This window comes from Rhodococcus sp. NPDC019647 (genome assembly GCF_044389235.1).
Taxonomy (GTDB): Bacteria; Actinomycetota; Actinomycetes; order Mycobacteriales; family Mycobacteriaceae; genus Rhodococcus_F; species Rhodococcus_F oxybenzonivorans.
Genome location: NZ_JBIRXS010000006.1, coordinates 349,918 through 374,321, shown reverse-complemented (window position 1 = coordinate 374,321; position 24,404 = coordinate 349,918). Strand labels below are relative to the sequence as shown.

Below are 24,404 nucleotides of genomic sequence, written 5' to 3'. Positions count from 1 at the left end.
TGAGTACGCCCGAGTGGCGTGGCGATCTGTGACCAGGATCGTCACCCGTGTCGTCGACGATGCCGTCGGGCGTACTGATCGGCTCCAGGGTTTGCGGCGCTTGGGGATCGACGAAATCGCCTACCGTAAAGGTCACCGATACCTCACCGTGGTGGTCGATCACGACACAGGCCGACTCGTATGGGCAGCCGAAGGGCACAACGAGAGCACCTTGAATCGATTCTTCGACGAGTTGGGTGAAGAACGCACAGCCCGTCTCACACACATCAGTGCTGATGCTGCGAAGTGGATCGCGTCGACCGTGCGTAGTAGGGCGCCACAGGTGAAGCGGTGTATGGATCCGTTTCATGTGATTCAGTGGATGACGCGGGCTCTGGACCGACTACGGTCGCGTGTGTTGTCGCGGCTGTGGGGATTCACCGACCGGGATCGACGGCACCTGCGGTGGGCATTGTTGAAGAACGTCGAGAAACTCACCCCCGCGCAGATCTCAGTCCGAGCAAAGATCCTCGAAGACAGAAACAGCGAACTCTGTCGAGGCTACGTCATGAAAGAACAACTGCAACACGTCTACTCCGGCTCAAAAAAGAGAGCCTCGGTACGACTGCGAGCATGGGTGCAAATGGCCCAGGACAGTCAAATCCCGGAACTAGTAGGATTGGCTAAGAGCATCGTTCGCTATCGCCGCGAGATCCTCAATGCCATCGAATACGGCCTGTCTAATGCCCGCGTCGAGGCCAACAACACCCACCTGCGGTCGCTGACGAAGCGATCCTACGGATTTCACAGCCCAGAGGCCCTGATTGCGATGGCGACACTGACCCGAGGAGGGGCCTGCCCAGCTCTGCCACATCATTAATCGCCCATCAAAGGGTCAGGACAGCCACGCCGGTTCGACGAGATACGCGCCGGGACGGAGCCGTCGCCACTCTCCTCGCGAGTAGCGGCGCCGTATCTCGTCGTCTGTGAACCCGGCCGCTAGTGCGTCCTGCCTCAGAATCAACTCCGCCGAATCGTGTTCCATAGCGATGATCCTCGCGGGCGCCCACTTCAGCCGCATTACCGATCTTCGATCTGTGGACAACTCCCGCACAGCCGCACCCCTTCTCGGCATCCGCATACGAAATGGGGCGCGAGAATGAGTGCGCTTATCCAGAAGGGGTGCGGCTACTCGCCGTCGTCGGGGTCGGGCTTCGGCGCCGGGGACGGGGTGGCGGAGGGAGAGGTGGGGGCCGCCGCGGGGGTGCGATCGTCGGGCTTGGGGGCGGGGACAGGTTCGGGTGCTTCGCACTTCACGATCGGCACGGGGTCGTAGCGCACGGTCCGGGTGTTGCGGGAGATCTCCCGGCCGGTGGCGCGGTCGGTGATCACGCGGGTGTCGCTGGCGGTGAAGCCGGGCGCGCCGCTCGACGGGATGCAGTGATCCCCGGCGGGCAAGGTGACCGTATCGGGAGTCGTGGGTCTGGTGCGATTGCCGGTGATCGAGTCGACGTCGACGGTCTTGGTGCCCCAGAACCTGATCGTCAGTTCGGAACTGCCGCCGATCGCCTGGATCATGACCCCGGTCTTCGCGGTGTTGCGGAACTGGAGATCGATGGCCCCCTCGAAAACCGTGGCCTCCCGCGCCTCCGGATAGCGCGAAATGTAGTAGGAGTGCTCGGTGTGCGCCACGTCTTCCATGCCGGCGAAGTAGGCCGCGTTGTAGAGCGTCGTCGCCACCTGACTGACACCGCCGCCGACGGCCGTATCCGGGCGGCCGTTGTTGATGATCCCCGACTCCACGTAACCCTGAGCGGCTCCACGCGGACCGGTGTGTCCGTTGAGGGAGAACGTGTCGCCCGGCTTGATCAGCGCACCGTTGATTTCGCTGGCCGCCAGCCTGATGTTGGTACCCGAAGCCGCGGAGAAGCCGCCGGTGGTGAATTCGCTGATCACCTCGTTGACGCCGAGGGCTTGCGCCGCCTCGGTGGTCAGGGCCGGCGGGACCGGGCCGTACACGGCCGGGGTGGTGTGCGAACCGGGAGTCGCGAGGAGCTGCGGCAATGTCTCCAACGTCTTGGGCCACTGGATCAGGTCACCGACGACTGCGGGAACGACGCGGGGCGATCCCCCGTCGAGCGTGATCGTGGCGTCCTTGGGTGCGATCTCCGTCGAGACGAGCTGCGGTGCGAGTATTCCGATCGCAGCGTCGACGTTGTACTCGGGCGTCAAGCCACCGTTCCCGTCCGGGCGGAATCCGAGCACGGCGCCGATCTGCTGCCGCGGCAGGGTTGCGACCGAGCCGTTCCGGCCTGGGACGACCAGGTCAGCGGAGGCGGCCGGCACCGCGATCTCGTCGAGCGCCCTCTGGACGCCCTCTTTGGTCACGGTCACCGGCACCGCGTCGACAGGCAACTCCACCGGGCCACCGAACGCCCAGTTCTCCACGATTGCCGCCTCGGCGCCCTCGCCGTTCAGGTTCTGGCCCGCGGACGGGTCGACGGGGACAGGTGTGGGCCCCTCGAACACCACCGTGCCCTCGCGGGATGCACGGTCGGTGCGGGACCGCAGGTTGTCGATGGCAGCCGCCAGCGCGGACTCGTCCCGCGTCGACACGACACCGATCTCGTCGGAAGTGAAGAACGACGCCACTCGGGTGAACGGATTGAGTGGCTGGGCATCGGCCCGTTCGAGCGTGGCCTGCCAGTCGACGTCGAGTCCCGCCTGGGCAGGCACGAGCTCAGCGAATACGTCGCCGGCCTTCACCGACACCGGCTGATTCACGAGCGGCCCGACCTGCGCTTGGAGGATGGCTTCGGCGTCGGCGCGGGACGAACCGCCCACGTCGACCCCGGCCACCGTCACTCCGCGCGGCAGTTTCCCGGACGACATCGCGAGGTCGGCGGCGTAGGCGATGCCGATGATCGCGAAGACACCACCGATGACCGCGGCGATCTTTCCCCACCGGGGCCCCTTCGGACCACCCGCGTCGAGGGGCAGAACGGCCGGGGGCGGCGCGGCGGGGGGTGGCGCGGCGGGGGGTGGGACGTCGCCGGTTGGTTCTCCACCCGCCGGAGACGCCGCTTGCGGAGATGCGGGCGCGAGAACTGTGGGTTCGTCGTCTGCCGGAACTGCCGTGTACGCCTGTGTCGGTCCGCCCGCGGCGTCCGGTGTGATCACCGGGATCACCTGGGTCTCGTCCTCGTTGGGCGCAGGTTCCACCCACAGCGGTTCGGGGCGTGCTGCCAGATCGCCGAGGTCCAGTCGAGTGGTGGGCGCGTCGTCGTCAGCGCCCGGCGGTGTGGGCTGAGGGTCGGGCGATACCGGGCTCTCGGGAGCAGCATCAGGCGTCGACCGTTGGGGTGCTGCGCTCCCTGCTTCGCGGTCTTCGTCGTTCACCGTGGCCCTCTCACCGAGTATCTTCGTTGCCGGCTTCAGCTTGCCGTCGGCGCTCGGTGCATTTCAAGCGGCGTCCGATTTCAGCGATCTCCGGTCCGGACCCCCCACGACAGACTACCGGCCGCCGAAAATGCAGGAGCCCCGCGCTGCTGCCAGGTCGGGGGTCAGGCAGCAACACGGGGCTGATGGGAGTATCGCCAGCTAATCTCCAGCGTTACACCTGCGGAGAAACTTTTCGGGGATTCGACCACCCCTCGTCGCCGGATCCCTTCGCCGGACGCGCGCGAACTGGCCTTTCCGATCTGACAGCTACCAGAAAGGCCAGTCGAATCACGCCTCTATGATTGCCGTCACACCCTGCCCGCCGGCGGCGCAGATCGAGATCAAACCGCGGGCCGAACCGTTGGTGCCGGCCTTCTCGCGAAGCATCTTGGCCAGCGACGCCACGATGCGCCCGCCCGTCGCCGCGAACGGGTGACCGGCCGCCAGCGACGACCCGTTGACGTTCAGCTTGCTGCGGTCGATCGAGCCGAGGGCGCCGTCGAGCCCCAGACGCTCCTTGCAGTACTCATCCGACTCGAACGCCTGTAGCGTCGCGAGAACGACGGACGCGAAGGCTTCGTGGATCTCGTAGTAGTCGAAGTCCTGCAGGGTGAGGCCGTTGCGGGCCAGCAGCCGCGGGATGGCATAGGTGGGGGCCATGAGCAGGCCGTCCTTGCCGTGGATGTAGTCGACGGACGCGGTTTCGGAGTCGACGAGGTGGGCCAGGACCGGCAACTTGCGCTCGGCCGCCCACTCCTCGCTCGACAGCAGGACCGCGGACGCTCCGTCGGTGAGCGGCGTGGAGTTTCCGGCGGTCATCGTCGCATCGCCCGCCTTGACCCCGAACACCGGCTTCAGCGTGGACAGCTTCTCGACGGTGGACCCCGGACGCAGGTTGTCGTCGCGGGTGAGGCCCAGGAACGGGGTTACCAGATCGTCGAAGAATCCGCGGTCGTAGGCGGCGGCCATGTTCTTGTGGCTCGCGGCGGCCAGCTCGTCCTGGTCCTCGCGTCGAACGCCGAACTCCTTGGCGGTGATCGCCGCATGCTCGCCCATGGACAGGCCGGTGCGGGGTTCACCGTTGCGGGGGATCTCGATACCCAGCATCGACGGCCGCACGTTGGCGAGCAGCTTGATGCGATCGCCCGTGCTCTTTGCCCGGTTCAGCGACAGCAGGAACTCGCGAAGGTCGTCGTTGACGCCGATCGGTGCGTCGGACGTCGTGTCGACGCCGCCACCGATGCCGGCGTCGATGCGACCCGCCGCGATCGCGTCACCGACGGCGACGATCGACTGGAGGCCGGTACCGCACGCCTGCTGCAGGTCGAAGGCGGGCGTGTACGGGCTGAGCGCGCTGCCGAGCACACATTCGCGCATCAGGTTGAAGTCGCGGCTGTGCTTGAGAACCGCGCCACCCGCGACGAGTCCGAGCTTCTCGCCCTGCAGATGGAAACGACTTACCAAGCCGTCGAGGGTCGCGGTGAACATGTCCTGGTTGGACGCCTGTGCGTACGCCTTGTCCGAGCGTGCGAACGGGATGCGATTGCCGCCGACGATGGCGACGGGACGCTGCTGCTTCCCGCCTGGCTTCGGCGTCGCGTCGGAGTTCGAATTGGTGCGAGCTTTGCTGGTCACTGACGTCTCCAAGGATCTGGTGCGATTACCTGTTGGCTACTATTCTTACTCAGGAGTAAGTTAATTGTCGACACCGCACTTCTTTCGGTGCTCGGTGACTGACCGCCAAACGACGAGAAGAAGGTAGGACCGTGGCAGCCAGCAAGGGAGCTCCCGACATCTATTCCCAGTTTCTGTCCTCCGCGCCAGGGGCGTTCATCGCCGCGAAGGCGGGCCTGCCCCGGCCCGAGAACCTGCGGCGTTACAAGCACGGCGAGCCGCCCCTCGCCGGCCCGGTGCTGATCGGGGGCAAGGGCCGCCTGGTCGAGCCGCTTCGCGCGCTGCTCTCCGATTACCCGGCCGCCTCCGCCGCCGACGACAACTTCGGCGCCCTGGTGTTCGACGCCACCGGCATCGGCCAGGTCACCGAACTCGAGCAGCTGTTCGAGTTCTTCCAGCCGGTCATCCGTAACCTCGCGCCGTCCGCTCGCGTCGTCGTCCTCGGGACCACTCCGGAAGAGACGACCGACGTCGACGAGCACGTTGCCCAGCGCGCCCTCGAAGGGTTCACCCGCAGCGTCGGCAAAGAGGTGAAGCGCGGCGCCACCGCACAACTCGTCTACGTCTCCCCGAAGGCGTCACCCGGACTCTCCGGCGTGGAGTCGACGCTCCGATTCCTGCTCTCCGCCAAATCGGCGTTCGTCAGCGGACAGGTCATCCGCGTCGGCGCCGAGGATTCCACCGCCCCCGCGGACTGGGACAAGCCGCTCGAGGGCAAGGTCGCCATCGTCACCGGTGCGGCGCGCGGCATCGGTGCCACCATCGCCGAGGTCCTGTCCCGCGACGGTGCGCATGTCATCTGCGCCGACATCCCGGCGGCCGGCGACGCGCTGTCCGAGACGGCCAACAAGGTCGGTGGCACGTCCCTCGCCCTGGATGTGACTGCCCCCGACGCGGCCGACAAGCTCGCCGAGCACGTCCTCGAACGCCACGGCGGCGCCGACATCATCGTCCACAACGCCGGTATCACCCGGGACAAGACGCTCGCCAACATGGACGAGGGCCGGTGGAACATGGTGATGGGTGTCAATCTCCTTGCCCCGCAGAAGATCACCGAGTCGCTGGTCGCCAAGGGTGCATTGAAGGAAGGCGGCCGGGTGATCGACGTGTCCTCCATCGCCGGCATCGCCGGTAACCGTGGCCAGACCAACTACGGGACGTCCAAGGCCGGCGTCATCGGGCTCGTCGAAGCATCGGCACCCGTTCTGGCGGAGAAGAACATCACCATCAACGCCGTCGCACCGGGCTTCATCGAAACCGCCATGACCGCGGCCATCCCCTTCGCCACCCGCGAGGCCGGACGCCGCATGAGCTCGCTGCTGCAGGGCGGTCAGACCGTCGACGTCGCCGAGACGGTCGCGTACTTCGCCAATCCCGCGTCCAACGCCGTCACCGGACAGGTCGTCCGTGTCTGCGGCCAGAGCTTGCTGGGCGCCTGATGGCGGGCAAAGTGGTCGAACTTCCCGCAATGCCGGGCACTCTCGACATCTACGCCCGCGCCGTGCGCAGCGCGCTTCCGGTCGTCGGGGCGAGCGGTGACCGTGCCCCGGACACCACACTGGCGCTCAGCGGTGTCAAGGTGGACCCCGACAACCTCGCGGCGTACGACAGGGTCACCGGCCTGCGCTTCGGCGACACCCTGCCGTTGACCTACCCGTTCACGCTGGTGTTCCCGATCGTGATGAAGCTGATGGTTTCGGACGGATTCCCGTTCCCCGCCATCGGTTCCGTCCACGCCGAGAACGTGATCGAACAGTTTCGTCCCATCTCGGTGAGTGAGCCGCTGGACGTGTCGGTGCACGCCGAGAATCTCCGCGAGCATCGCAAGGGTCTGCTGATCGACGTGGTCAGCGACATCCGGGTGGGACGCGAACTGGTATGGCGGCAGACGTCGAGTTTCCTGCGGCAGCAGAAGACGTCGCTGTCCGGTCAGCCGGGGCCCGAACCGAAACCCGAAGAAGTGCCGCCGCCGCCCCTTCGCACGCTGCGGGTCGACCAGAAGACGATCAGCAAGTACGCCGGGGTGTCGGGCGATCGCAACCCGATTCACGTGTCGACGTTGGGCGCCAAGGCCTTCGGCTTCCCGAAGACCATCGCGCACGGCATGTGGAGTGCCGCCGCCGTGCTCGGTTCCGTGGAGGGCCGGATTCCCGAGGCCGTCACCTACAGCGTGCGCTTCGGCAAGCCCATCCTGTTGCCGGCCACACTGAATGTCTACGCCGACCATACGGGTGAAGGCTGGGAGTTGTCGCTCAAGCACCCGAAGAAGGGGTATCCACACCTCTCGGCGACGCTGCGCTGACGAGTACGAACGGGACGTCGGTTCGATCTGATCGAACCGACGTCCCGTTCGTTCAGTCGGACTTCTTCTTGCCGGCGAGACCCCGCCACGCCAGCGACTCCAGCAGGTCGGCCGCCGCATGCACCTCGACCTCGCCGCCGGCCACCCGGTCGGCGACTGCCTCACCGGCACCGACCAGGGCGATGGCGATGAGTTCGAAGTCCTGGCCCGGATCCGGGTCCTTGGTGCTGGACTGCAGCAGGTGCGCGGTCAATTCGATCAACCGGTCGCGGCTCGACTGCACCGATCCCACGAACGCTTGCTGACCCATCGCCTGCCGGTACAGCACCATCCACGACTTGCGGTGCGCTCCGACGAAGCCGAGAAAGCCCTCGAGTGCCCGGCGCAGCTGCTCACGCGGACTGAGTCCGGGATCTGCGGCCGGCGCGAGCGCCTCGACGAAACGCAGACCCTCACGCTGGATGCATGCGGCGAACAACTCGTCCTTGGAACCGTAATACAGGTAGAGCATCGGCTTGGAAATTGCCGCTTTGGCGGCGATCGCGTCCATCGAGGTCTCGTGAAAGCCCCTGTCGGAGAAGACGTCGACGGCCGCATCCAGCATCTGCTGCTCGCGCACTGCGCGAGGCAATCGCTTGGTGCCGCCGGCCATTCGTCCTCCAATATTCGTCGAACCCGCTATCTTACTCTACGGTAAGAAAACGGGCCCCACCTGGCGAACGAACTTCTACGCAGCCACGGATCAGGGCACACTGTACTGGCCGCTCACCCGGGGCACTCCGGGAGGGCCCGGTTCGAGCCGACCTTCGCAGGCCGACCCGAAGCCTGTGGGCGCCCACTAGCAGGGCAAGGCACCCTTCGCGCGCGCCACGGTCAGCACCGCGTCGTCGACCCGTTGCTGCGGCAACTTGCCCGAGGCCACAGCGCTTTCGAGGTGGTCGAGCACACGCGGGACGTCGTCGGTGGTGAGCCAGAGCGCGATGTCGACGCCGGACGCCAGTGACGTCTCGACCGCCTCGGTGATGTCGTAGCGGTCGGTGATCGCCTGCATACCGCTGAGGTCGTCGGTGAAAATCGGACCCGTGAACGGAGGGGCGCCGTAGCCGGTTCCCCCGCGCAGCAGGGCCACGGCATCGGGACTGATGCTGGCCGGAATGCCGGGGGCGGTCAGCCCGGGCACCTCGAGGTGGCCCAGCATGACACCGACGCCCGTGGTGACGAGGTCCCGATACGGAACCAGATCGTACGTCTGCAGCTGCTCGAGCGGCGGAGTGGTGACTGCTCCGGTGTGCGAGTCGCCCGAGGCCGACCCGTGACCGGGGAAGTGCTTGATCACCGGCAGAATTCCGGCGTCGCGCATGCCGCGGGCGTACGCGTCGGCGTACCGGGTGACGACCGCCGGATCGTCGGAATAGGAGCGGTCACCGATCACACTGTCGTCGGGCTGGGAGCTCACATCGACGTCGGGCGCGAAGTTGACGGTCACTCCGAGATCCTTCAGCCCGCGCCCCCGCTCCAGAGCCATCCGATAGGTCTCTTCCTCGGACATGGTGGCTGCGGTCTTCCGCGCAGAGGGGTCCGGCCCGAGCAGGTCCTCGACGCGCGACACGCGGCCGCCCTCCTCGTCGATGGTCACCATCAGTGGCAGCGCGGAAGCCGACGCCACCTGCGGAACCTCCCGGCCGGCGAGCATGGCCTCATCGGTCCAGCTGCCGATGAAGATGCCACCCACCTGCTCGTTCCGCACCACCTGAGCGGCGTCAGCGGTCCCCGTCACGCCGACGTTCAGCAACTGAGCGAGCTTGCGCCGCAACGGCAGAGACTGCAGGAAGTTCGTTTCGCACGACACCGGCGCGGCAGTGGGCACATCGGTATGCGAGGCCGGCTCCGCCGTGGTCGGGGACGACGGTGTCGAGGACGGTGCCGTGGAGGAGGACGGCGCGGCAGTGTCACCGCCCGAGGAGCACCCGGCGACCAGGCCGGTACAGGCGACGAGCGCAAGGGCATACTTGATCCGCATGCCCCCGACGGTAGCCCAGTGACCGGAATCGTCGTCCCGGCCAGTCCGAATCTCCTGTCAAGACCGGCACTCTTGGTAATCTGGTGGGCGAAAGGTCCCTTTTCCAGGAGGTCGTCGTGCCTGCAGGTCTGATGTTGATCGCTTACGACGGATCCGACAACGCCAAACGCGCCGTGCAGTGCGCGGGCCGCTTTCTCGCGTCCAATCGCGCTGTGCTGGTGACGGTATGGGAACCGATGGTCCGTCAGGCCGCACGCATGTCGGGACTGTCCGGGGTGATGCAGCCCGAGTGGGTTCCCGACGAGGAGACCGAGGATGTCGCCTTCTTGGACGCCAAGGTCACCAACGCCGAAGGTATCGAACTCGCCGAGGCCGCCGGACTGACCACGCAAGGCCGAACCATCGAATGCACCACCACGATCTGGACGGCAATCGTCGAGACCGCCGACGAACTCGGCGTGGACATCATCGTCACAGGGACCCGGGGTACGACGGGACTGCGGTCCCTGCTGCAGAGCAGCGTCGCCGATCACGTGCTGCGGCACAGTCACCGTCCCGTGCTGATCGTGCCGCCCTGCGGCAAGTGATCGGATGAGGGCTGCGCCGGCCGACTACTGTCGGCAGCACCATGGACGGCTTCCTCCTCTCCCGCGCCGACCGGACGTTACGCACGGTCGGCGCCCGCAGTAGATACGACTCCGCGTCGGCGGCGATCACCGCGCTCGCCGACGGTGACACCGAACTCGTCGTGGGCGCACTGCCCTTCGATCCCGCCCGTCCGGCTGCGCTGACCGCTCCCGTCTGGTCGGAAGTCACGAGCGGCCCGTGGCGGCCCCCTCGCGTGGAGCGCCTCCCGGCCGTCCGCGTGGCTCGGCAGGTACCCGAGCCGGCTGAACACGTAGCCCGGGTCGGTGCTCTCGTCGACCGCCTGCGGAGCGGCGCGCTGGGAAAGGTGGTGGCCGCGCGCAGCGTCGTCCTGGCGTCGGAGACACCGGTCGATCCGGAGGCGTTGGCGGCGAGGCTGATTCAGTCGAACCCCCTGGCCAACGGGTTCGCCGTCGACCTCACGTCGGCCGGCGACGGTTTTCGCGGCCACAGCCTGGTCGGTGCGAGCCCCGAAATGTTGATCAGCCGTCGCGGCCGCTCGATCACCTGCCGTCCCCTCGCCGGGACCGCGCCACGGCGCACCGATCCCGCCGCCGATGAACACGAAGGTCGCGGGCTCCTGGACTCGACGAAGAACCTGGCCGAGCACGCATTCGTCACCGCCTGGATCGAGGAGGTCCTCGCCCCGCTGTGCACAGAACTGACCGTCCCCGACGCGCCCGTCCTGACCAGCACTCACGAGGTGTGGCATCTCGCGACACCGATCCTGGGGCTGCTGCGCGACCCGGCGACCGACGCACTCACCCTGGCGACACTGCTGCATCCCACCCCCGCCGTGTGCGGCACCCCTTCCGACCTGGCGCTGGCCGCCATTCGCGAGGTGGAAGAGGAACGGCGGTTCTACGGCGGCGCCGTCGGATGGTGCGACGCGCAGGGAGACGGCGACTGGGTGGTAGCCATCCGCTGCGCCGAGATCACCGCCGACGGCCTCGAGGTGCTCGCGACCGCGGGCGGCGGGATCGTCGCCGGATCGGACCCTCGATCCGAGCTGGACGAGACGACTGCCAAGCTCCGCACCCTCCTCGGAGCGCTCGGCGTGGTCTCCGAAGACTGACGCCGCCACTCGCACTCGCCGGACCTGCGGGAAAGGCACCAATGACCAGCCAGACGGGCCGCGAGTGATACCTTGGCCCGAGCAATTCGTACGCGGCGGTAAGTCGCGCGCGTCGATGGCACGACGGTGGGAGATGTGAGATGGCGAAGTTCCTGGTGCCCGGTGTGATCAGCGCTGTGGCCGGTGTTGCTCTCGGCGCTGTGGCGACTTTCGGCATCACGGCAGCGGCACAGGACAACACCCGCCCCGAGATCGACCGGAGCGGCAACGCAGACTCCTCACTGCTGAACCAGGTTGAGTACGGCAGCCGCTGAGAGCGCCGGCTTCGCGAGTTCCCGCACTACCTCCGAGCCGGTGGCCATGTCGTCCATGGCCCCCTCGGTGGAGCCTCTGTCCCGACGGTGGTTGTTCGGCGCCTCTGTCGTAGCGTTCTTTCTCTCGTTTCTACAAACTCCCGGCCGGCTCGCGGCCGACACCAAATATGACCTCACCCAGAATCCGATCGGATTCCTCGAACGGGCTGCACATCAGTGGAGCAGCCAGGCGCCGATGGGCCAGGTCCAGAACCAGGCCTACGGGTACTTCTTTCCGCACGGTGCCTTCTTCGCGCTCGGCGACGTCCTCAGCATTCCTCCCTGGATAACCCAACGCGTGTGGTGGGCCCTGCTACTCGTGGCCGGGTTCTGGGGCATCGTCCGTCTCGCGGAGGCCCTCGGCGTCGGGAGTCGGTCATCGCGCGTCATCGCCGGAATCGCCTTCGCACTTTCCCCGCGCGTCCTCACCACCCTCGGCTCGATCTCCTCGGAAACTCTGCCGATGATGCTGGCCCCGTGGGTTCTGCTGCCGCTCGTCGTCGCGTTCGGCAATCCGAGTCCCGCAGTCCGCTCCCCGCTGCTGTCGCGTTCACCTGCGCGGCTGGCGGCACAGTCGGCGCTGGCGGTGGCGCTGATGGGTGCGGTGAATGCCGTCGCGACCGCCGCAGCATGCCTGGTGGCGGGCCTCTGGTGGATATCGCACCGGCCCAACCGACGCTGGTGGACGTTCACCGTGTGGTGGTTTCCGTTTCTCGCACTCGCCACCCTGTGGTGGATAGTTCCGCTCCTGCTCCTCGGGACGGTGAGCCCGCCGTTCCTCGACTACATCGAATCGTCCGGGGTGACCACCCAGTGGACCTCGCTCGCCGAGATCCTCCGCGGCACCGACAGCTGGACGCCGTTCGTCTCCCCCGAGCGCATCGCCGGTGCCGTCCTCGTCACCCAGCCCGCCGCGGTTGCCGCCACCGGAGTCATCGCGGCGGCCGGGCTGGCGGGACTGTGCATGCGCGCGATGCCTGCGCGCGGACGCCTCGTGCTCATCCTGTTCGTCGGCGTCACCGGACTGGCCGCCGGTTACATCGGTGAGCTCGGATCTCCCGTCGCGGAACACGTGCGTCTGTTCCTCGACTCCACCGGCGCTCCGCTGCGCAACGTGCACAAGCTCGAGCCGCTGGTGCGGCTACCACTGGTCCTCGGACTCGCTCATCTGCTCGCCCAGGTGCCCTTGCCGGGTTCGGTCCCGGCGGTACGGTGGCGCCGCGCCCTCGCTCATCCCGAACGCGAACCGATGGTCGCGGTCACCAGCCTGGTCCTCGTCGCCCTGACGCTCGCCACCTCCCTGGCCTGGACGGGGAAACTCGCACCGCGCGGGACCTATCCGGAAGTGCCCGACTACTGGCAGCAGGCCGCGACCTGGCTCGAGCACAACGCCGGCGGAATGAGCCCGGACGGGTCCGACGCCGAGCGAGCACTCGTCGTACCGGGTGCGCCTTTCGGCAGTCAGGTGTGGGGTCTGACCCGCGACGAACCGATCCAGGCGCTGGCAACAACACCGTGGGCGTCCCGCGACGCGGTCCCGCTCACCCCGCCCGGCACGATCCGCGCGATGGACTCGGTCCAGCGCCTCATCACCGACGGCCGCCCGTCGGACGGTCTGGCACCCACGTTGCTCGGCCAGGGCATCCACTACCTGGTACTCCGCAACGATCTCGATCCGGACACGTCGCGGTCGACGCGACCGATCATGGCCCACCAAGCGGTCACCGGCTCACCCGGTCTGACCCGGGTGGCCGAATTCGGCGAGGACATCGGGCCCGGCGAGGTGAACGGCCTCGTGATCGACAGCGATCTCCGGCCCCGGTACCCGGCCATCGAGATCTTCGCGGTGTCGATGCCGGACGGCTCCCCGGCGCCGAGCGGGCCGTACACCGCCGACCTCGACGACGTCCCGCTCGTGCAGGGTGGCCCGGAGTCGCTGCAGCGCTTGCGGGAGACCGGGACCCTTCCCGGGGCGGGGCCGGTGCTCCTCGCGGCCGATGCCCAGCGGGCGGGGTTGCCGGTGCACGACGTCACCGTCACCGACACTCCCCGGAACCGCGAGACCGATTACGGTCAGGTCGACAACCACAGCTCGGCGCTGCGGTCCCCGGAGGACGCGCGCCGCACTCACAACCTCGTACCCGACTATCCGGTCGCCGATACACCGCTGGTCGAGGGCAAGTGGGAAGGTGCCCGGCTCAGCGTGTCCAGTGCCGCGTCCGACGCCACACAGCTGGGCGGAACCTCACCTGCCAGCAGTGCCGCCGCTACCGTGGACGGTGACCCCGCGACGGGCTGGTTCAGCAACGGCATCGAGCGGGCGCTCGGCCAGTGGCTTCAGATCGACTTCGACACTCCTCCGACGAGCTCCCTGCTGCAGATCACAACGAGCCCAGCGGCCATCGGCGCCCCAGTCCGCTGGATGGAGGTGTCCACACCCAACGGCAGCACCGCCGTCAAGGTGGATGCACCCGGGAAACCGATCACGGTGTCCGTCCCGGGCGGCGACACTCCGTGGGTGCGGATCACCGCTACCCGCACCGAAAACGGTTCCCCCGGAACTCAATTCGGGATCAGCGAGGTGTCGGTGCAGGATTTTTCCCGCCGCGACGCCCCACCCGTGACCGTCCCCATCCGATACCGCACGGTGCTGCCTCCCACCCCCGACGGCGCGTCGGTGTCCGGGTGGAACCTCACCCAGGAGTTACCCGGCCGCAATGCCTGCGCCGAGTCCCCCGACCGTGTCCGCTGCAGCAACGCCTTCGCGCTGCCACCGGAAGAGGCCGGCACTTTCCAGCGCACCTTGTCGGTGCCCGCCCCCACCGCCGTCACACCGCAACTCACAGTGCGGGCACGCCACGGCGCCGCGCTCGAAGAGCTTCTGACCCGCCCGGACCGACCGACTGCGCACGGCACGAGCAACATCGGCGATCTCCGCGGATCCGCCTTCGCCGCCACCGACGGTGACCCGCGGACCAGCTGGTCGGCCATGCAGGACACCACCAGCGGCAAGGGGGCGAAACCCACACTCACCCTTCGCCTTCCGGAGCCCACACTCGTCACAGGCCTCGAGCTGACCCCCAGCGCAGGAGCCATACCCGCCGCTCCGACGACGGTCGCCGTCGACCTCGGCGACGGCCCTCAGGTCCGAGACATCGGCGACGATCTCACCGTCGCCGTGGAACCCCGCGTGACGGATCGGATCGTGCTCAGCCTGGTGTCGTGGCAGGACGTTCTCGATCAGAACGCCCTCGGCTTCGCGCAGCTGCAACCCGCGGGGCTCGCCGAGGTCGGGGTGCTGGGTGCGGACGGCGCCCTGCTGCCGGGGTCGGGCCCCAGCGACGATTCCGGTGACCACCCCGTCTCGGTGCCCTGCGAGGAGGGCCCGGTGATCTCGGTCGCCGGACGCCTCGTGCGCACGAGCATCTCCACCACCGCGGAACAGTTGCTGTCGGGTGACCCCGCGCCGGCCACGCTGTGCGATTCGCCCGCCGCCGTTCCGCTCGCCGCCGGCGCGCAGGACGTTTTCGTGCAACCCGGGTCGGCCTTCTTCGTCGACGATCTCCGCCTCGACGCGGGGACGGGCGCGCGTGCGGTGCCCGCCGAACAGATGTCGACCACCGCCTGGACGGAGAATCATCGAGAACTTGCCGTTCCCCGGTCGGAATCCGATCGCCTGGTCGTCGTCCCCGAGAGCACCAATGTCGGCTGGATCGCCACCGCACCGGACGGACGCGAACTTGCCCCCGTCGTCGTCGACGGGTGGCAGCAGGGATGGATCCTGCCGGCCGGAACAGAGGGCACCGTCACCCTCGACTTCCCCACCGACCGCTGGTACCGCCTGGGCATCTTCGGTGGGCTGCTGCTCCTCGTCCCGCTGATCGCAGCGGCATGCCTGCCTCGGCGCGCACGAGAAGCAGTCCGGAACCCCGGCGCCGCACCGAGGACATGGGGCAGCGCGACAGGCGGATGGCTGGGACTTCTCGTGGCGTCGACGGTGATCGCCGGACCGGTCGGCGGCGCGACAACCATCCTGCTGACCGCGCTCGCCGCCGGCCTGATCCGGCTACGCGGATCTGCCACCACCGCAAGGGTTCTCGTCGGTGTGGCAGGTGCCTCCACGATGCTCGGGGTGGCGATGCTCTCCACGGGACCGTGGCGTGCGCCCGGTGGATACGTGGGGCACTCGTTCCTCGTTCAGTTCCCGGTGCTGGTGGCGTTGATCGCCGCCGGACTCGCCGTGCTGCCCGTCGGTGGTTCCGCGGCCGCGCGGCGGGTGTTCCACCGGATGACCGCGCGCCGTGCAGGTTCCTCCACCAGCGCGTAGCTGGCCGAGGCCACCGCAATACTGAGCACCGCGGTGAGGATCAGTACGTAGACGAAGTGCCCGGCGAACGGCACGAGACCGAACACCGGAAAGACGATCGAGAGCACCGCCAGGTGCCAGATGAAGATTCCGTACGACCAACGGCCGACGGCCAGAGCAACGGGACTGGCCAGGAATCGGTGACGCGACGTGTCGGACAACACCAGCGGAGCCATCAGCGCGAAGCTCATCACGGCACCGAGAGCCATCTTGATGGCGTATTGCCACGGTTCCGGTCGTACCAGCCCCTCCGGCCCGGCGAGCTCGGTGGTGGTGAGACCGAAGGCCACCGCCGCGACCAGAAACATCGCGACCCGGTGCCGTGCCCAGCGGTGCATCCGCCCGGGTGGGCACACCGACAACTCGGCCAGCACCATCCCCGCGCCGAACCACGGCAGGTATCCGGGCAACCAATTGTCGTGATGGATGCCCTCCGGCGCCGGGATCGGCAGGAAGGCCCACGTCAGGCTCACCGCGATGAGGGCCGTGATCGCGGGAATCCGCAGTCGGGCGGCCGAGCCCCGCAGTCGGACCAACGCGAAGGCCAGAAGAGGAAGCACCAGATAAAACGCCACCTCCACCGACAGGCTCCACATCTGGGTGAGCCCGTCCGTGAGGGTCAGCGGCACGAACACCTGCACGAGACCGAGATTCGCCCACCAGGTGCGGAAACTCGCGTGCGCGGTGGGGAGGAAAGTAAGGACGACCGCCACCGCGACCCAGTAGGCGGGCAGGATGCGCGTGGCCCGCGACAACCAGTACCGCACCATTCCCTGCGCGGGTCCCAAGCCCCGTGCGGCCCCGGCGTGCCCGCGCCACAACAGAAACCCCGACAGCGCGAAGAACACAGCCACCGCCAGATCGAACCGTCCCCAGATCCGACCCAAAACCGCGGTGTGCGTCGCTCCAGTCTGGAAGGCGACATGCGTCACCAGCACACCGAGAGCGGCGAGCCCACGCATTCCCTCGAGAGCGGGAATGAACCCTCGAGGTGTGTCGCGGGTCTCGGCGGGCACCGGCGCCTCCGAGGTCGGAACTGAACTGGTCATCAACAACAGTGTGCCTGGTCCCGGCCTCGAGACGGAAAACTGCGCCCGTGTCACTTCGCTGGAGAAGCGCCGGTGCGTTTACTATCCGATGGGGCAAATGGGCCTTCGGGACTGTTAGTGTTTTGCCTCACGTGGTGTCGATGTGGGCTCCATGCGATCCGTGCAGCCATGCTGCCGGTGGGGGAATCTCAATCGACAGAATTGGGTTAGGAGAGACAGCATGGCGGAGCGCTCAGGGCCGAGCCGGATACTTGCTTGCATTCTGGTGGGCCTCGGTGCCTTCCTCTTGGCCGTCGCCATACTCATTCCCACCTACACGGTGGGCAAGTTGGAGAAGACGCCGTTGGACCTCGAAGTGACGACGATTGCCGAAGGCTCCGGCAGCGTACTCAATTCGCAGGCTCTCCTCGCAGGCAAGGCCGAAGTAAACACGAACGTTCCACTGGTGTCACAGCGCTACGTCACCACCGAAGACCCCGCGAACGCGGACGTCGTCACTCTGCAGGCGGGGCAGACACTGCGGCGCACCGACAAGCAGGGCGACACCGGCCTGCTGTCCGCGATCGTCGACCGCAACACCGTCGACCGCCAGACGTCGATGCCGACGAACGACCCGGTCGGCACCATCCAGACGCAGCCCAACCAGCCTGCCGAGGAAGTTCCGCGCGACGGACTGCAGTACAAGTTCCCGTTCAACGCGGAGCAGAAGAGCTACCCCTACTTCGACCTCAGCGCTCGCGCCACGCAGGACATCAACTTCGTCGAGGAGACGGAGATCAACGGCCTGAAGGTGTACCACTACAACCAGACCATCGAGCCGGTCGATCTGTCGAAGGTGGTCAACTCGCCCACCAACAAGCTGACCCTGCCCGCCGAAGCCTGGGGCGTCCCCGGCGGCACGCTGCCCGTCACCATGACGCGCTGGTACACCAACGTCCGCGACCTGTGGGTCGAGCCCGAAACCGGTGTCGTGGTCAAGGGCCAGGAGCAGCTGCACCAGTACTACGCCCGCAACAAGGCCCGGCCCGAAATCGACGTCCTCAAGGTCGAACTGCCCTTCAACGAGGAGACCATCGAGTACCAGGTTCAGCAGGCCCGTGACGGAATGGACAAGATCAGCACCTTCGGGCGCACCGTCCCGATCATCGCGGGCATCCTCGGCCTCATCGCACTGATCGCGGGCATCATCCTCGGACTCCGCGGCGGCAAGGGCCCGCAGCCGGCCCGGACCACCGGCGGTGGCGTACCCCCCGCGGAAGGTGGACGCCACTATGAAGGTTCGGACGCGCCGACGGAACAGCACGACTGGACCACGGACAAGACCGAAGAAATTCCGGTCGCCGATCCGCGCAGGTACGACCAGCGGTAGAGCAGTCCACCCGGACACCACGTAGACACGACGAAGGGGACCTCGGAAATAACCGGGGTCCCCTTCGTCGTGTCCGCGGCCGGTGGGCTGGGTGCCGCACGAAGCGACCCGAGCGAGCGACCTAGACCGCTACCGCGTGCCGGGCGCTCCGGACCGCGAGAACGCTTGCGACCACCGCGGTGCTCGCCGCAACGGTGACGGCCACACCGATGAACTGACCGACGGTGGAGGCGAGGGTGAGCATGCCGGCCATCTCGACGGCGAATCCGATCCAGGCAATGACTGCCAGGTACGTTCGCTCCCCGGCGATGGCGGACAGCAGGGCACCTTGGAGCACCGCCAGGCAGGCACCTTGGAGGGCGAACAGCCACAGCAGTGACTGCACCGGCTGGTACGCCTCGCCGACGAGGAGTGGGACCAGCGGGGCGCTCACTGCGACGACCGCGACCAAGACGGCGCCGAGGCCGACCAGGACGGCGATCGCCGATCGGACGGCCTGCACGGAGTGTGCTGGGTTGGCCATCCGGGGATACAGCACCACACCGACCGCCTGTGGAAGCCAGAACGCGGCTTTGGTCGCGACCGCGCCGAGGGCGTAGAGACCGGCGTCGTCGTTGCTGAGGACTATGCGGGCGAGGACGAGGTCCATCGACGACAACGCGATCAGCGCCAACTGCACCTGCGACGCCTTCAGGACGGCCGCGACTCCGATGGGTGTGCTCGTCGCCCCGGCCGGGTCCGGGTCGGCGAACACTCGCGCGGCCAGAGCGACGACGCCCGTTCCGACTGCACTGGCGGCGAGCGCGAATCCCGGTCCTCCGCCCACGGCGAGGACCACGACGGCGGGGACGACCTTCGCTATCCCGGCGCCGGCGAGGACGATGCTGAGGGGACCGAAACGCGCGGCGCCCTGCAGGAGTCCCTGTTCGGTGGCGAGCAGGACCAGCACCGGCGCGGTGATCAACGCGGAGACGGTGGCGAGCATGCCCGTCTCCAGTGCCCATGCCACTCCAGGTGCGAGGAGAAGCGCCGCGATTCCGACGATGACGGCGCATCGATAGCCGAGTTGACGCACCGCATGCGCACCCCGGCCCCGGACCACTTCGCGCGCAACGACGGTCTGCAGCGCGAGCGCAGGCACGGCCAGAACCAGCTGGGCGGCCAGCAGGCTCGCGAACTCGCCGTAACCGGCCGGCCCGAGCCAGCGGCTGGCCGGAAGATGCAGCAGGTAGGACGCGACGTTCGCGACCATCGACCCGGCCGTCACCATCGTCACTCCGGCGACTGCCGAGGTGGTGAGGCTCTGGCGGGTCATGCGCCCCATGATGCACTACGCGGCGGACGAGCCGAGCTGATGTACCACGTATCGTGGCCGCTCATGACCGCCCGGAGCCGAACACTGTCCGTTCCGGCGGGCTACAGCCTGGTCTTGGCCGCAGTGATTCTCGGCCCTCTTTTCGGTCCCGGATATCTGCTGCTGCGTGATGCGGTGAGCACACCCCGCTCGTACCCGACGGATTCGGCGTTGGGTCTGACGGACGCCGCGGCGCGCGCGGTACCGCAGGACGCGCTGATCGCGGCGCTGAGCACGATTGTCGACGGTGGGCTGGTGGTGAAAGCGGTCCTGTTTCTCTCCCTCTGGGCCGCCGGTTGGGGCGCGGCCCGGATGGTGCGCGCCGTGCTGCCCACGGCGGGGCTCGGCTCCCAGCTGGTGGGTTCGACGGTGATGCTGTGGAACCCGTACGTAGCCGAGCGACTACTCCAAGGTCATTGGAGCCTGCTGGCCGGGTATGCGGCGCTGCCGTGGACGGTGTGTGCCGCGCTCGCCATTCGCCGGGGTCGACGGGAGGGCTGGTTCGCGCTCGCCGCCTGCTTCGCGGCAGCAGGCCTCACCCCGACCGGTGTGATGCTCGCGGCAGTGACGGCGCTGGCGGTCCTGGTGGTTCCGGGTGGGCGGTCGTCTGCGCTGTGGAGGTCGGCCGGTGTGTTGGTGCTGTTCGGTCTCGCGAGCGCGCCCTGGCTGGCGGCCACCGCGCTCTCCACGGGAGGTGCCGACAGCTCCGACCCCGCCGGGGTCGCGGCGTTCGCGGCGCGCGCCGAGCCGGGACTCGCGACAGTGGGCAGCCTGCTCGGACTCGGCGGGGTGTGGAACGACGCTGCCGTTCCGAACAGTCGCATGACGCTATTCGCCCTGGTGGGAACGGTGATGTTGCTCGTCGTGGTCCTCTGTGGGGTACCGGCGTTGTGGCGGCGACGTCGCCATCCCGTGGTGAAGGCCCTCGCGGTCCTCGCCGTGGCGGCGGTGGTGATGCCGACGATCGGCGCCACGCCCTGGGGTCTCGACCTCGGCCGGTGGGCGGTGCAGAACGTGCCCGGCGCCGGCCTGTTCCGGGACGGTCAGAAGTGGGTGGCCGCGGCGGCACCGCTCTACGTTCTGGCCGCGGCCGCGGCGGTGCTGCGACGCCCTGCCCCCTGGTCGGTGTCGGCCGTCTTGATCGTGGTGCTGGCCCTGCCCGACCTCGTGTGGGGTGTGGGCGGCGCGCTCCGGCCGGTTCGGTACCCACAATCGTGGGAGCAGGTGACGTCCCGGCTCGAGGCCCAACCTGACAGCGGCGACGTCGCGGTCCTGCCCACCGGCATGTTCCGCCGATTCCCGTACAGCGGGGAGGCGGCCGTCCTCGACCCGGCGCCCCGCCTGCTGCCCGTGGACGTCCTGCAGTCGGGTGAACTGGTGGTGGACGGGCGTGCCGTCGCAGGCGAGGGTTCCCGCGCGCAGAAGGTGGAACGGGTCCTCCAGGGCGGGGGTTCGCCCTCGGATCTGGCGTCGCTCGGGGTGCGCTGGGTGCTCGTCGAGCGCGACACGCCCGGGCCGCACGGGCAATCCGCGACCACGCTGGCGGCGCTGCAACCGTTGTTCTCGGACGAGCATCTCGCGTTGTATCGAGTGGACGGCGACGTGACGGCCCGGGAGGCGACCGCGCAGATGCGGGCGACCGTGATCGCAGCACACGCGCTGTGGGCAGCGCTGCTGATCGGCGGACTACTCGGCGCCGGCGTGTTCGAGGCCCTGAAGCGCACTGAGTGTGCGGTCCCGCGCCTCCGGACGCGGCAGCACCGGCGACACCAGTCCTGAGGTCCGCAGACCTGCGGCGGTACCGGCGAGAACCTCGTGTACACCGTTGCCGGTCTGCTCCCAGGAGAATTCTCCCGCACGCACGCGTGCCTTCTCACCGAGAACCATGCGAGTGTCCGCGTCGAGGAGCAACGCGCTGACGGCCGCCGTGAGGTCTCCGACATCGGCGGTGGCGGCATCGATGCCGCCGACGAGGACCCCGGTCACGCCGTCGACGATCGAATCCGTCAGGCCCTTGGAGCTGCGGTAACCGACGGTCGGAACACCGTGCTGCGCAGCCTCGATCACCGCGAGACCCCATCCCTCCTTGCGGGAAGGCATCACGTGCACCCACGACTGTGACAGCAGTTCGTGTTTGCGCGACTCGTCCACGTGGCCGTGGAAGGTGACTGCGTGACCGATGCCGAGTTCGTGGGCACGGTCTCGGAGGTTCTGTTCCCACCAGCCGCCGCCGATGACGTCCAGGTGCAAGTCGGCGATCGTAGGCCGCAGGGCCGCAACAGCTTCCAGGGCGTCCTCGATCTGCTTGTGCGGGACGAGACGCGAGAGGACACACACGCTCGGGTGGCCGGTCCGGGTCTGCGTGGAGCCGACCGCGACGCCGACGGGAATGTCGTCGGCACCGTTGCGCACGACGGCGATCCGTTCGCGCTCGACACCGAGTTCGACCAATTCATCGGCCGAGGGGAGCGACACGGTGAGGTACTGGTTGTCGCGGTGAGTACGCGGGGACAGTCGCGATTCCACCCACCAGCCGATCTTGCCGACCAGCCTTCCTGCGACCGGCCACTGCTCGCGGTGGCAGTGATGCACCAGCAGCGTCACCGGTGCACCCGCCACGGTGCGGGAGAAGAAGGGGATGCCGTTCTGGGTATCGATGACAGCGTCCGGGCGGATGCCCTTGAGGGGTCCGAACCCGAGCCGTCCTGCCGCAATGGCCGCCAGCGCCCGCGGGTAGACGCTGTACCGACCGCCCGCGCGACTGATCTCGATACCGTCGACCGTCTCTTTCTTGGGCGCGCCCCGGTAACCGGCGGTCCGCAGAGTCACCTTGATTCCCCGCGCGGCGAGCTGCGCCCCGACCTGCTCGAGATACCGCTCACTGCCGCCACCCTGCGGGTGCCCGGTGTCTCGCCAGCAGAGCAGCAGAACCTCGTGCACGTTCATGAACTCCTGTGGTCGGTGCGGCTCTTTCTCGGTCCGAGGCGGGGTCGCCGCTCGATAGTCCTCGAACACCCTATCGGTCGTACTGGGTGGAGCGTTGCAGCGTCGCGCAGGATTGCCGTCCGCTGGGGCCCAGTCGCTAAGGTTCTTATCCGTGACGACGCCACCCGTGACCCGACGATTCGGTCGACGGGCAACCTTGAAGCGGTCGTTCGGGCTGCTGAGCGACTTCCGGCACGAGCAGACCGCGCCCGACCTGTTCTATGGGGCACTGGCCCGCGATTCGGTCGAGCTCATCGGCGACCTGTACTGCGGACTCACCGACGACGACCTCACCGGAACCACGGTGCTCGACGTGGGCGGCGGACCGGGCTACTTCGCCGATGTCTTCCTGGAGGCCGGTGCCCGGTACGTCCCGGTCGAACCCGACCCGTCGGAGATGCACGCAGCCGGTCTGACCGTGGGTGGGGCCATCCGCGGTTCGGGGCTCGCGTTGCCGTTCCGCACGTCCTCGGTGGACATCTGCTTCTCCTCCAATGTGGCCGAGCACGTCAGCAAGCCGTGGGCGATGGCCGACGAGATGGTCCGGGTCACGAAACCCGGCGGCCTGATCGTCTTGTCGTACACGTTGTGGTGGGGACCGTTCGGCGGGCACGAAACCGGCCCGTGGCATGCGCTGGGTGGCGAATACGCCGCCCGCCGGTACGCCCGGAAAACCGGTCGTGAACCCAAGAACCGCTACGGCGTGTCGTTGTTCAAAGTCGGTGCCACCGAAGGTCTTCGGTGGGCCGAGCGCACCACCGACGCCGAGCTCCTCGCAGCGTTTCCTCGCTACCATCCGCGGTGGGCGTGGTGGATGGTGCGGGTCCCGGGCCTGCGCGAATTTCTGGTGAGCAATCTCGTCCTCGTGCTGAAGAAGCGCTGACCGTGGCCCGCCTGGCACTCGATATCGGCGGCACCAAGATCGCCGCTGGGCTGGTCGCCGAAGGCGGCACCGTCCCGGAACCGTCGATCACCCCGACCCCCGCGTCCGGAGTCTGGGACGCATGCGCCACGCTGTTGCGCGAAGTCGCGGCCGACGCCACGATCACCTCCGTCGGCATCGCCTGCGCAGGACCGGTCGACTCGACGAGCGGTCGTGTCTCCCCCATCAACATCGACGAGTGGTCGGCCGGATTCGGCCTGGTCGACGCCGTCCGCGGCCTCTTCCCCGACGCGCGGACGCGGCTCGCCATGGACGGCGCCGCAGCTGCCCTCGGCGAGCATCGCCACGGAGCCGGGCGCGGAACGTCGGATCTCGTCTCCCTGGTGGTCTCGACGGGCATCGGCGGCGGTGTGGTTCTCGGCGGGCGTATCGCGACCGGGCGTACCGGGAACGCCGGGCACATCGGGCACCTGGTGGTTCCGGGTGGCACCGAGGCCTGCCCCTGCGGCGGCGTCGGCTGCCTCGAAACGGTGGCGAGCGGTCCCGCGGCCGTGCGGTGGGCGCGTTCGCAGGGCTGGCACGGTACGACGGGCATCGACATCGCGGCATCGGCCGTGTCGGGCGACCCTGTGGCCGTCGCCGCACTCGACCGCGCGGGTACCGCCCTGGGCGTCGCCATCGCCTCCGCTGCGGCGTTGCTCGATATCGACCTCGCCGTCGTCGGCGGCGGATTCGCCCAGGCCGGTCCGGCGCTGTGGCAGCCCCTGCGCGCGGCCGCCGCCCGGCACGCCCGCTTGACGTTCGTCTCGAATCTGCGCGTCGTACCCGCGGAGTTGGGCGCCACCGGAACGCTCGTCGGGGCCGGAGTTCTCGCGCTCGACAGCTGAAGCCCCCGTCGATCCGGGCGCC

18 protein-coding genes and 1 pseudogene are annotated in these 24,404 nt (G+C 68.2%); 11 read left to right on the top strand and 8 right to left on the bottom strand.

What is annotated here, in order from left to right:
- Positions 1–13: 13 nt before the first annotated feature.
- Entirely contained in the window at positions 14–859 is an 846-nt protein-coding gene (locus ACH49N_RS15780; protein ID WP_397504682.1) for an ISL3 family transposase, read from the top strand.
- Positions 860–874: 15 nt separating this feature from the next.
- On the opposite strand, the gene ACH49N_RS15775 is transcribed toward ACH49N_RS15780, so the two are convergent.
- The 3 genes from ACH49N_RS15775 to ACH49N_RS15765 all read right to left on the bottom strand — a co-directional run bounded on the left by ACH49N_RS15775 (position 875) and on the right by ACH49N_RS15765 (position 5,055).
- Positions 875–1,024: a hypothetical protein gene (locus tag ACH49N_RS15775; RefSeq protein ID WP_358276802.1), complete on the bottom strand. Its 150-nt coding sequence runs from the start codon at positions 1,022–1,024 to the stop codon at positions 875–877.
- 143 nt (positions 1,025–1,167) lie between these two features.
- Positions 1,168–3,378, bottom strand: a complete 2,211-nt coding sequence (locus tag ACH49N_RS15770; RefSeq protein ID WP_358276801.1) for a VanW family protein — start codon at positions 3,376–3,378, stop codon at positions 1,168–1,170.
- Positions 3,379–3,708: 330 nt separating this feature from the next.
- The gene (locus ACH49N_RS15765; RefSeq protein WP_109333256.1) at positions 3,709–5,055 is read right to left on the bottom strand and encodes an acetyl-CoA C-acetyltransferase; all 1,347 of its coding nucleotides are present in this window, start codon (positions 5,053–5,055) and stop codon (positions 3,709–3,711) included.
- 131 nt (positions 5,056–5,186) lie between these two features.
- Here ACH49N_RS15765 and ACH49N_RS15760 point away from each other — a divergent pair, with 131 nt between their 5' ends.
- A complete protein-coding gene (locus ACH49N_RS15760; RefSeq protein ID WP_317768728.1) occupies positions 5,187–6,533 on the top strand; it encodes a 3-oxoacyl-ACP reductase in 1,347 nt (448 codons plus the stop codon).
- A complete protein-coding gene (locus tag ACH49N_RS15755) occupies positions 6,533–7,396 on the top strand; it encodes a MaoC/PaaZ C-terminal domain-containing protein (RefSeq protein WP_358276800.1) in 864 nt (287 codons plus the stop codon). The genes ACH49N_RS15760 and ACH49N_RS15755 overlap by 1 nt, the downstream gene beginning before the upstream one ends.
- 52 nt (positions 7,397–7,448) lie before the next feature.
- On the opposite strand, the gene ACH49N_RS15750 is transcribed toward ACH49N_RS15755, so the two are convergent.
- On the bottom strand, positions 7,449–8,048 hold the full coding sequence (locus ACH49N_RS15750; RefSeq protein ID WP_159924147.1) for a TetR/AcrR family transcriptional regulator: 600 nt from the start codon (positions 8,046–8,048) through the stop codon (positions 7,449–7,451).
- A gap of 186 nt (positions 8,049–8,234) precedes the next feature.
- Positions 8,235–9,416 carry a glycoside hydrolase family 3 N-terminal domain-containing protein gene (locus ACH49N_RS15745; RefSeq protein ID WP_358276799.1) on the bottom strand — a complete coding sequence of 394 codons (1,182 nt, stop codon included), beginning with the start codon at positions 9,414–9,416 and terminating at the stop codon, positions 8,235–8,237.
- A gap of 116 nt (positions 9,417–9,532) precedes the next feature.
- On the opposite strand from ACH49N_RS15745, the gene ACH49N_RS15740 reads away from it, so the two are divergent.
- The 4 genes from ACH49N_RS15740 to ACH49N_RS15725 all read left to right on the top strand — a co-directional run bounded on the left by ACH49N_RS15740 (position 9,533) and on the right by ACH49N_RS15725 (position 15,816).
- Positions 9,533–10,003, top strand: coding sequence for a universal stress protein (locus tag ACH49N_RS15740; protein WP_358276798.1), 471 nt, complete (start codon positions 9,533–9,535; stop codon positions 10,001–10,003).
- Positions 10,004–10,044: 41 nt separating this feature from the next.
- Positions 10,045–11,136, top strand: coding sequence for an isochorismate synthase (locus ACH49N_RS15735; RefSeq protein WP_358276797.1), 1,092 nt, complete (start codon positions 10,045–10,047; stop codon positions 11,134–11,136).
- A gap of 140 nt (positions 11,137–11,276) precedes the next feature.
- On the top strand, positions 11,277–11,450 hold the full coding sequence (locus ACH49N_RS15730) for a DUF2613 domain-containing protein (protein ID WP_159924141.1): 174 nt from the start codon (positions 11,277–11,279) through the stop codon (positions 11,448–11,450).
- 46 nt (positions 11,451–11,496) lie between these two features.
- Positions 11,497–15,816, top strand: a complete 4,320-nt coding sequence (locus ACH49N_RS15725) for an alpha-(1->3)-arabinofuranosyltransferase (protein WP_358276809.1) — start codon at positions 11,497–11,499, stop codon at positions 15,814–15,816.
- A gap of 23 nt (positions 15,817–15,839) precedes the next feature.
- Here ACH49N_RS15725 and ACH49N_RS15720 read toward each other — a convergent pair.
- Positions 15,840–16,904, bottom strand: a pseudogene (locus ACH49N_RS15720) (acyltransferase family protein); the annotation flags it as partial.
- 220 nt (positions 16,905–17,124) lie between these two features.
- Here ACH49N_RS15720 and ACH49N_RS15715 point away from each other — a divergent pair.
- Positions 17,125–18,273 carry a DUF3068 domain-containing protein gene (locus tag ACH49N_RS15715; RefSeq protein ID WP_109333274.1) on the top strand — a complete coding sequence of 383 codons (1,149 nt, stop codon included), beginning with the start codon at positions 17,125–17,127 and terminating at the stop codon, positions 18,271–18,273.
- 121 nt (positions 18,274–18,394) lie between these two features.
- On the opposite strand, the gene ACH49N_RS15710 is transcribed toward ACH49N_RS15715, so the two are convergent.
- Positions 18,395–19,597 (bottom strand): polysaccharide biosynthesis protein, encoded by a 1,203-nt coding sequence (locus tag ACH49N_RS15710; RefSeq protein ID WP_159924139.1) that lies wholly within the window; start codon positions 19,595–19,597, stop codon positions 18,395–18,397.
- A gap of 54 nt (positions 19,598–19,651) precedes the next feature.
- On the opposite strand from ACH49N_RS15710, the gene ACH49N_RS15705 reads away from it, so the two are divergent.
- Entirely contained in the window at positions 19,652–21,406 is a 1,755-nt protein-coding gene (locus tag ACH49N_RS15705; RefSeq protein WP_358276796.1) for a hypothetical protein, read from the top strand.
- Here ACH49N_RS15705 and ACH49N_RS15700 read toward each other — a convergent pair.
- On the bottom strand, positions 21,314–22,567 hold the full coding sequence (locus ACH49N_RS15700) for a glycosyltransferase family 4 protein (protein ID WP_358276808.1): 1,254 nt from the start codon (positions 22,565–22,567) through the stop codon (positions 21,314–21,316). The genes ACH49N_RS15705 and ACH49N_RS15700 overlap by 93 nt on opposite strands.
- 172 nt (positions 22,568–22,739) lie before the next feature.
- On the opposite strand from ACH49N_RS15700, the gene ACH49N_RS15695 reads away from it, so the two are divergent.
- Both ACH49N_RS15695 and ACH49N_RS15690 read left to right on the top strand, forming a co-directional pair.
- Entirely contained in the window at positions 22,740–23,495 is a 756-nt protein-coding gene (locus ACH49N_RS15695) for a bifunctional 2-polyprenyl-6-hydroxyphenol methylase/3-demethylubiquinol 3-O-methyltransferase UbiG (RefSeq protein ID WP_159927395.1), read from the top strand.
- A 2-nt stretch (positions 23,496–23,497) separates the two neighbouring features.
- Positions 23,498–24,382 carry an ROK family protein gene (locus tag ACH49N_RS15690; protein ID WP_358276795.1) on the top strand — a complete coding sequence of 295 codons (885 nt, stop codon included), beginning with the start codon at positions 23,498–23,500 and terminating at the stop codon, positions 24,380–24,382.
- Positions 24,383–24,404 lie beyond the last annotated feature (22 nt).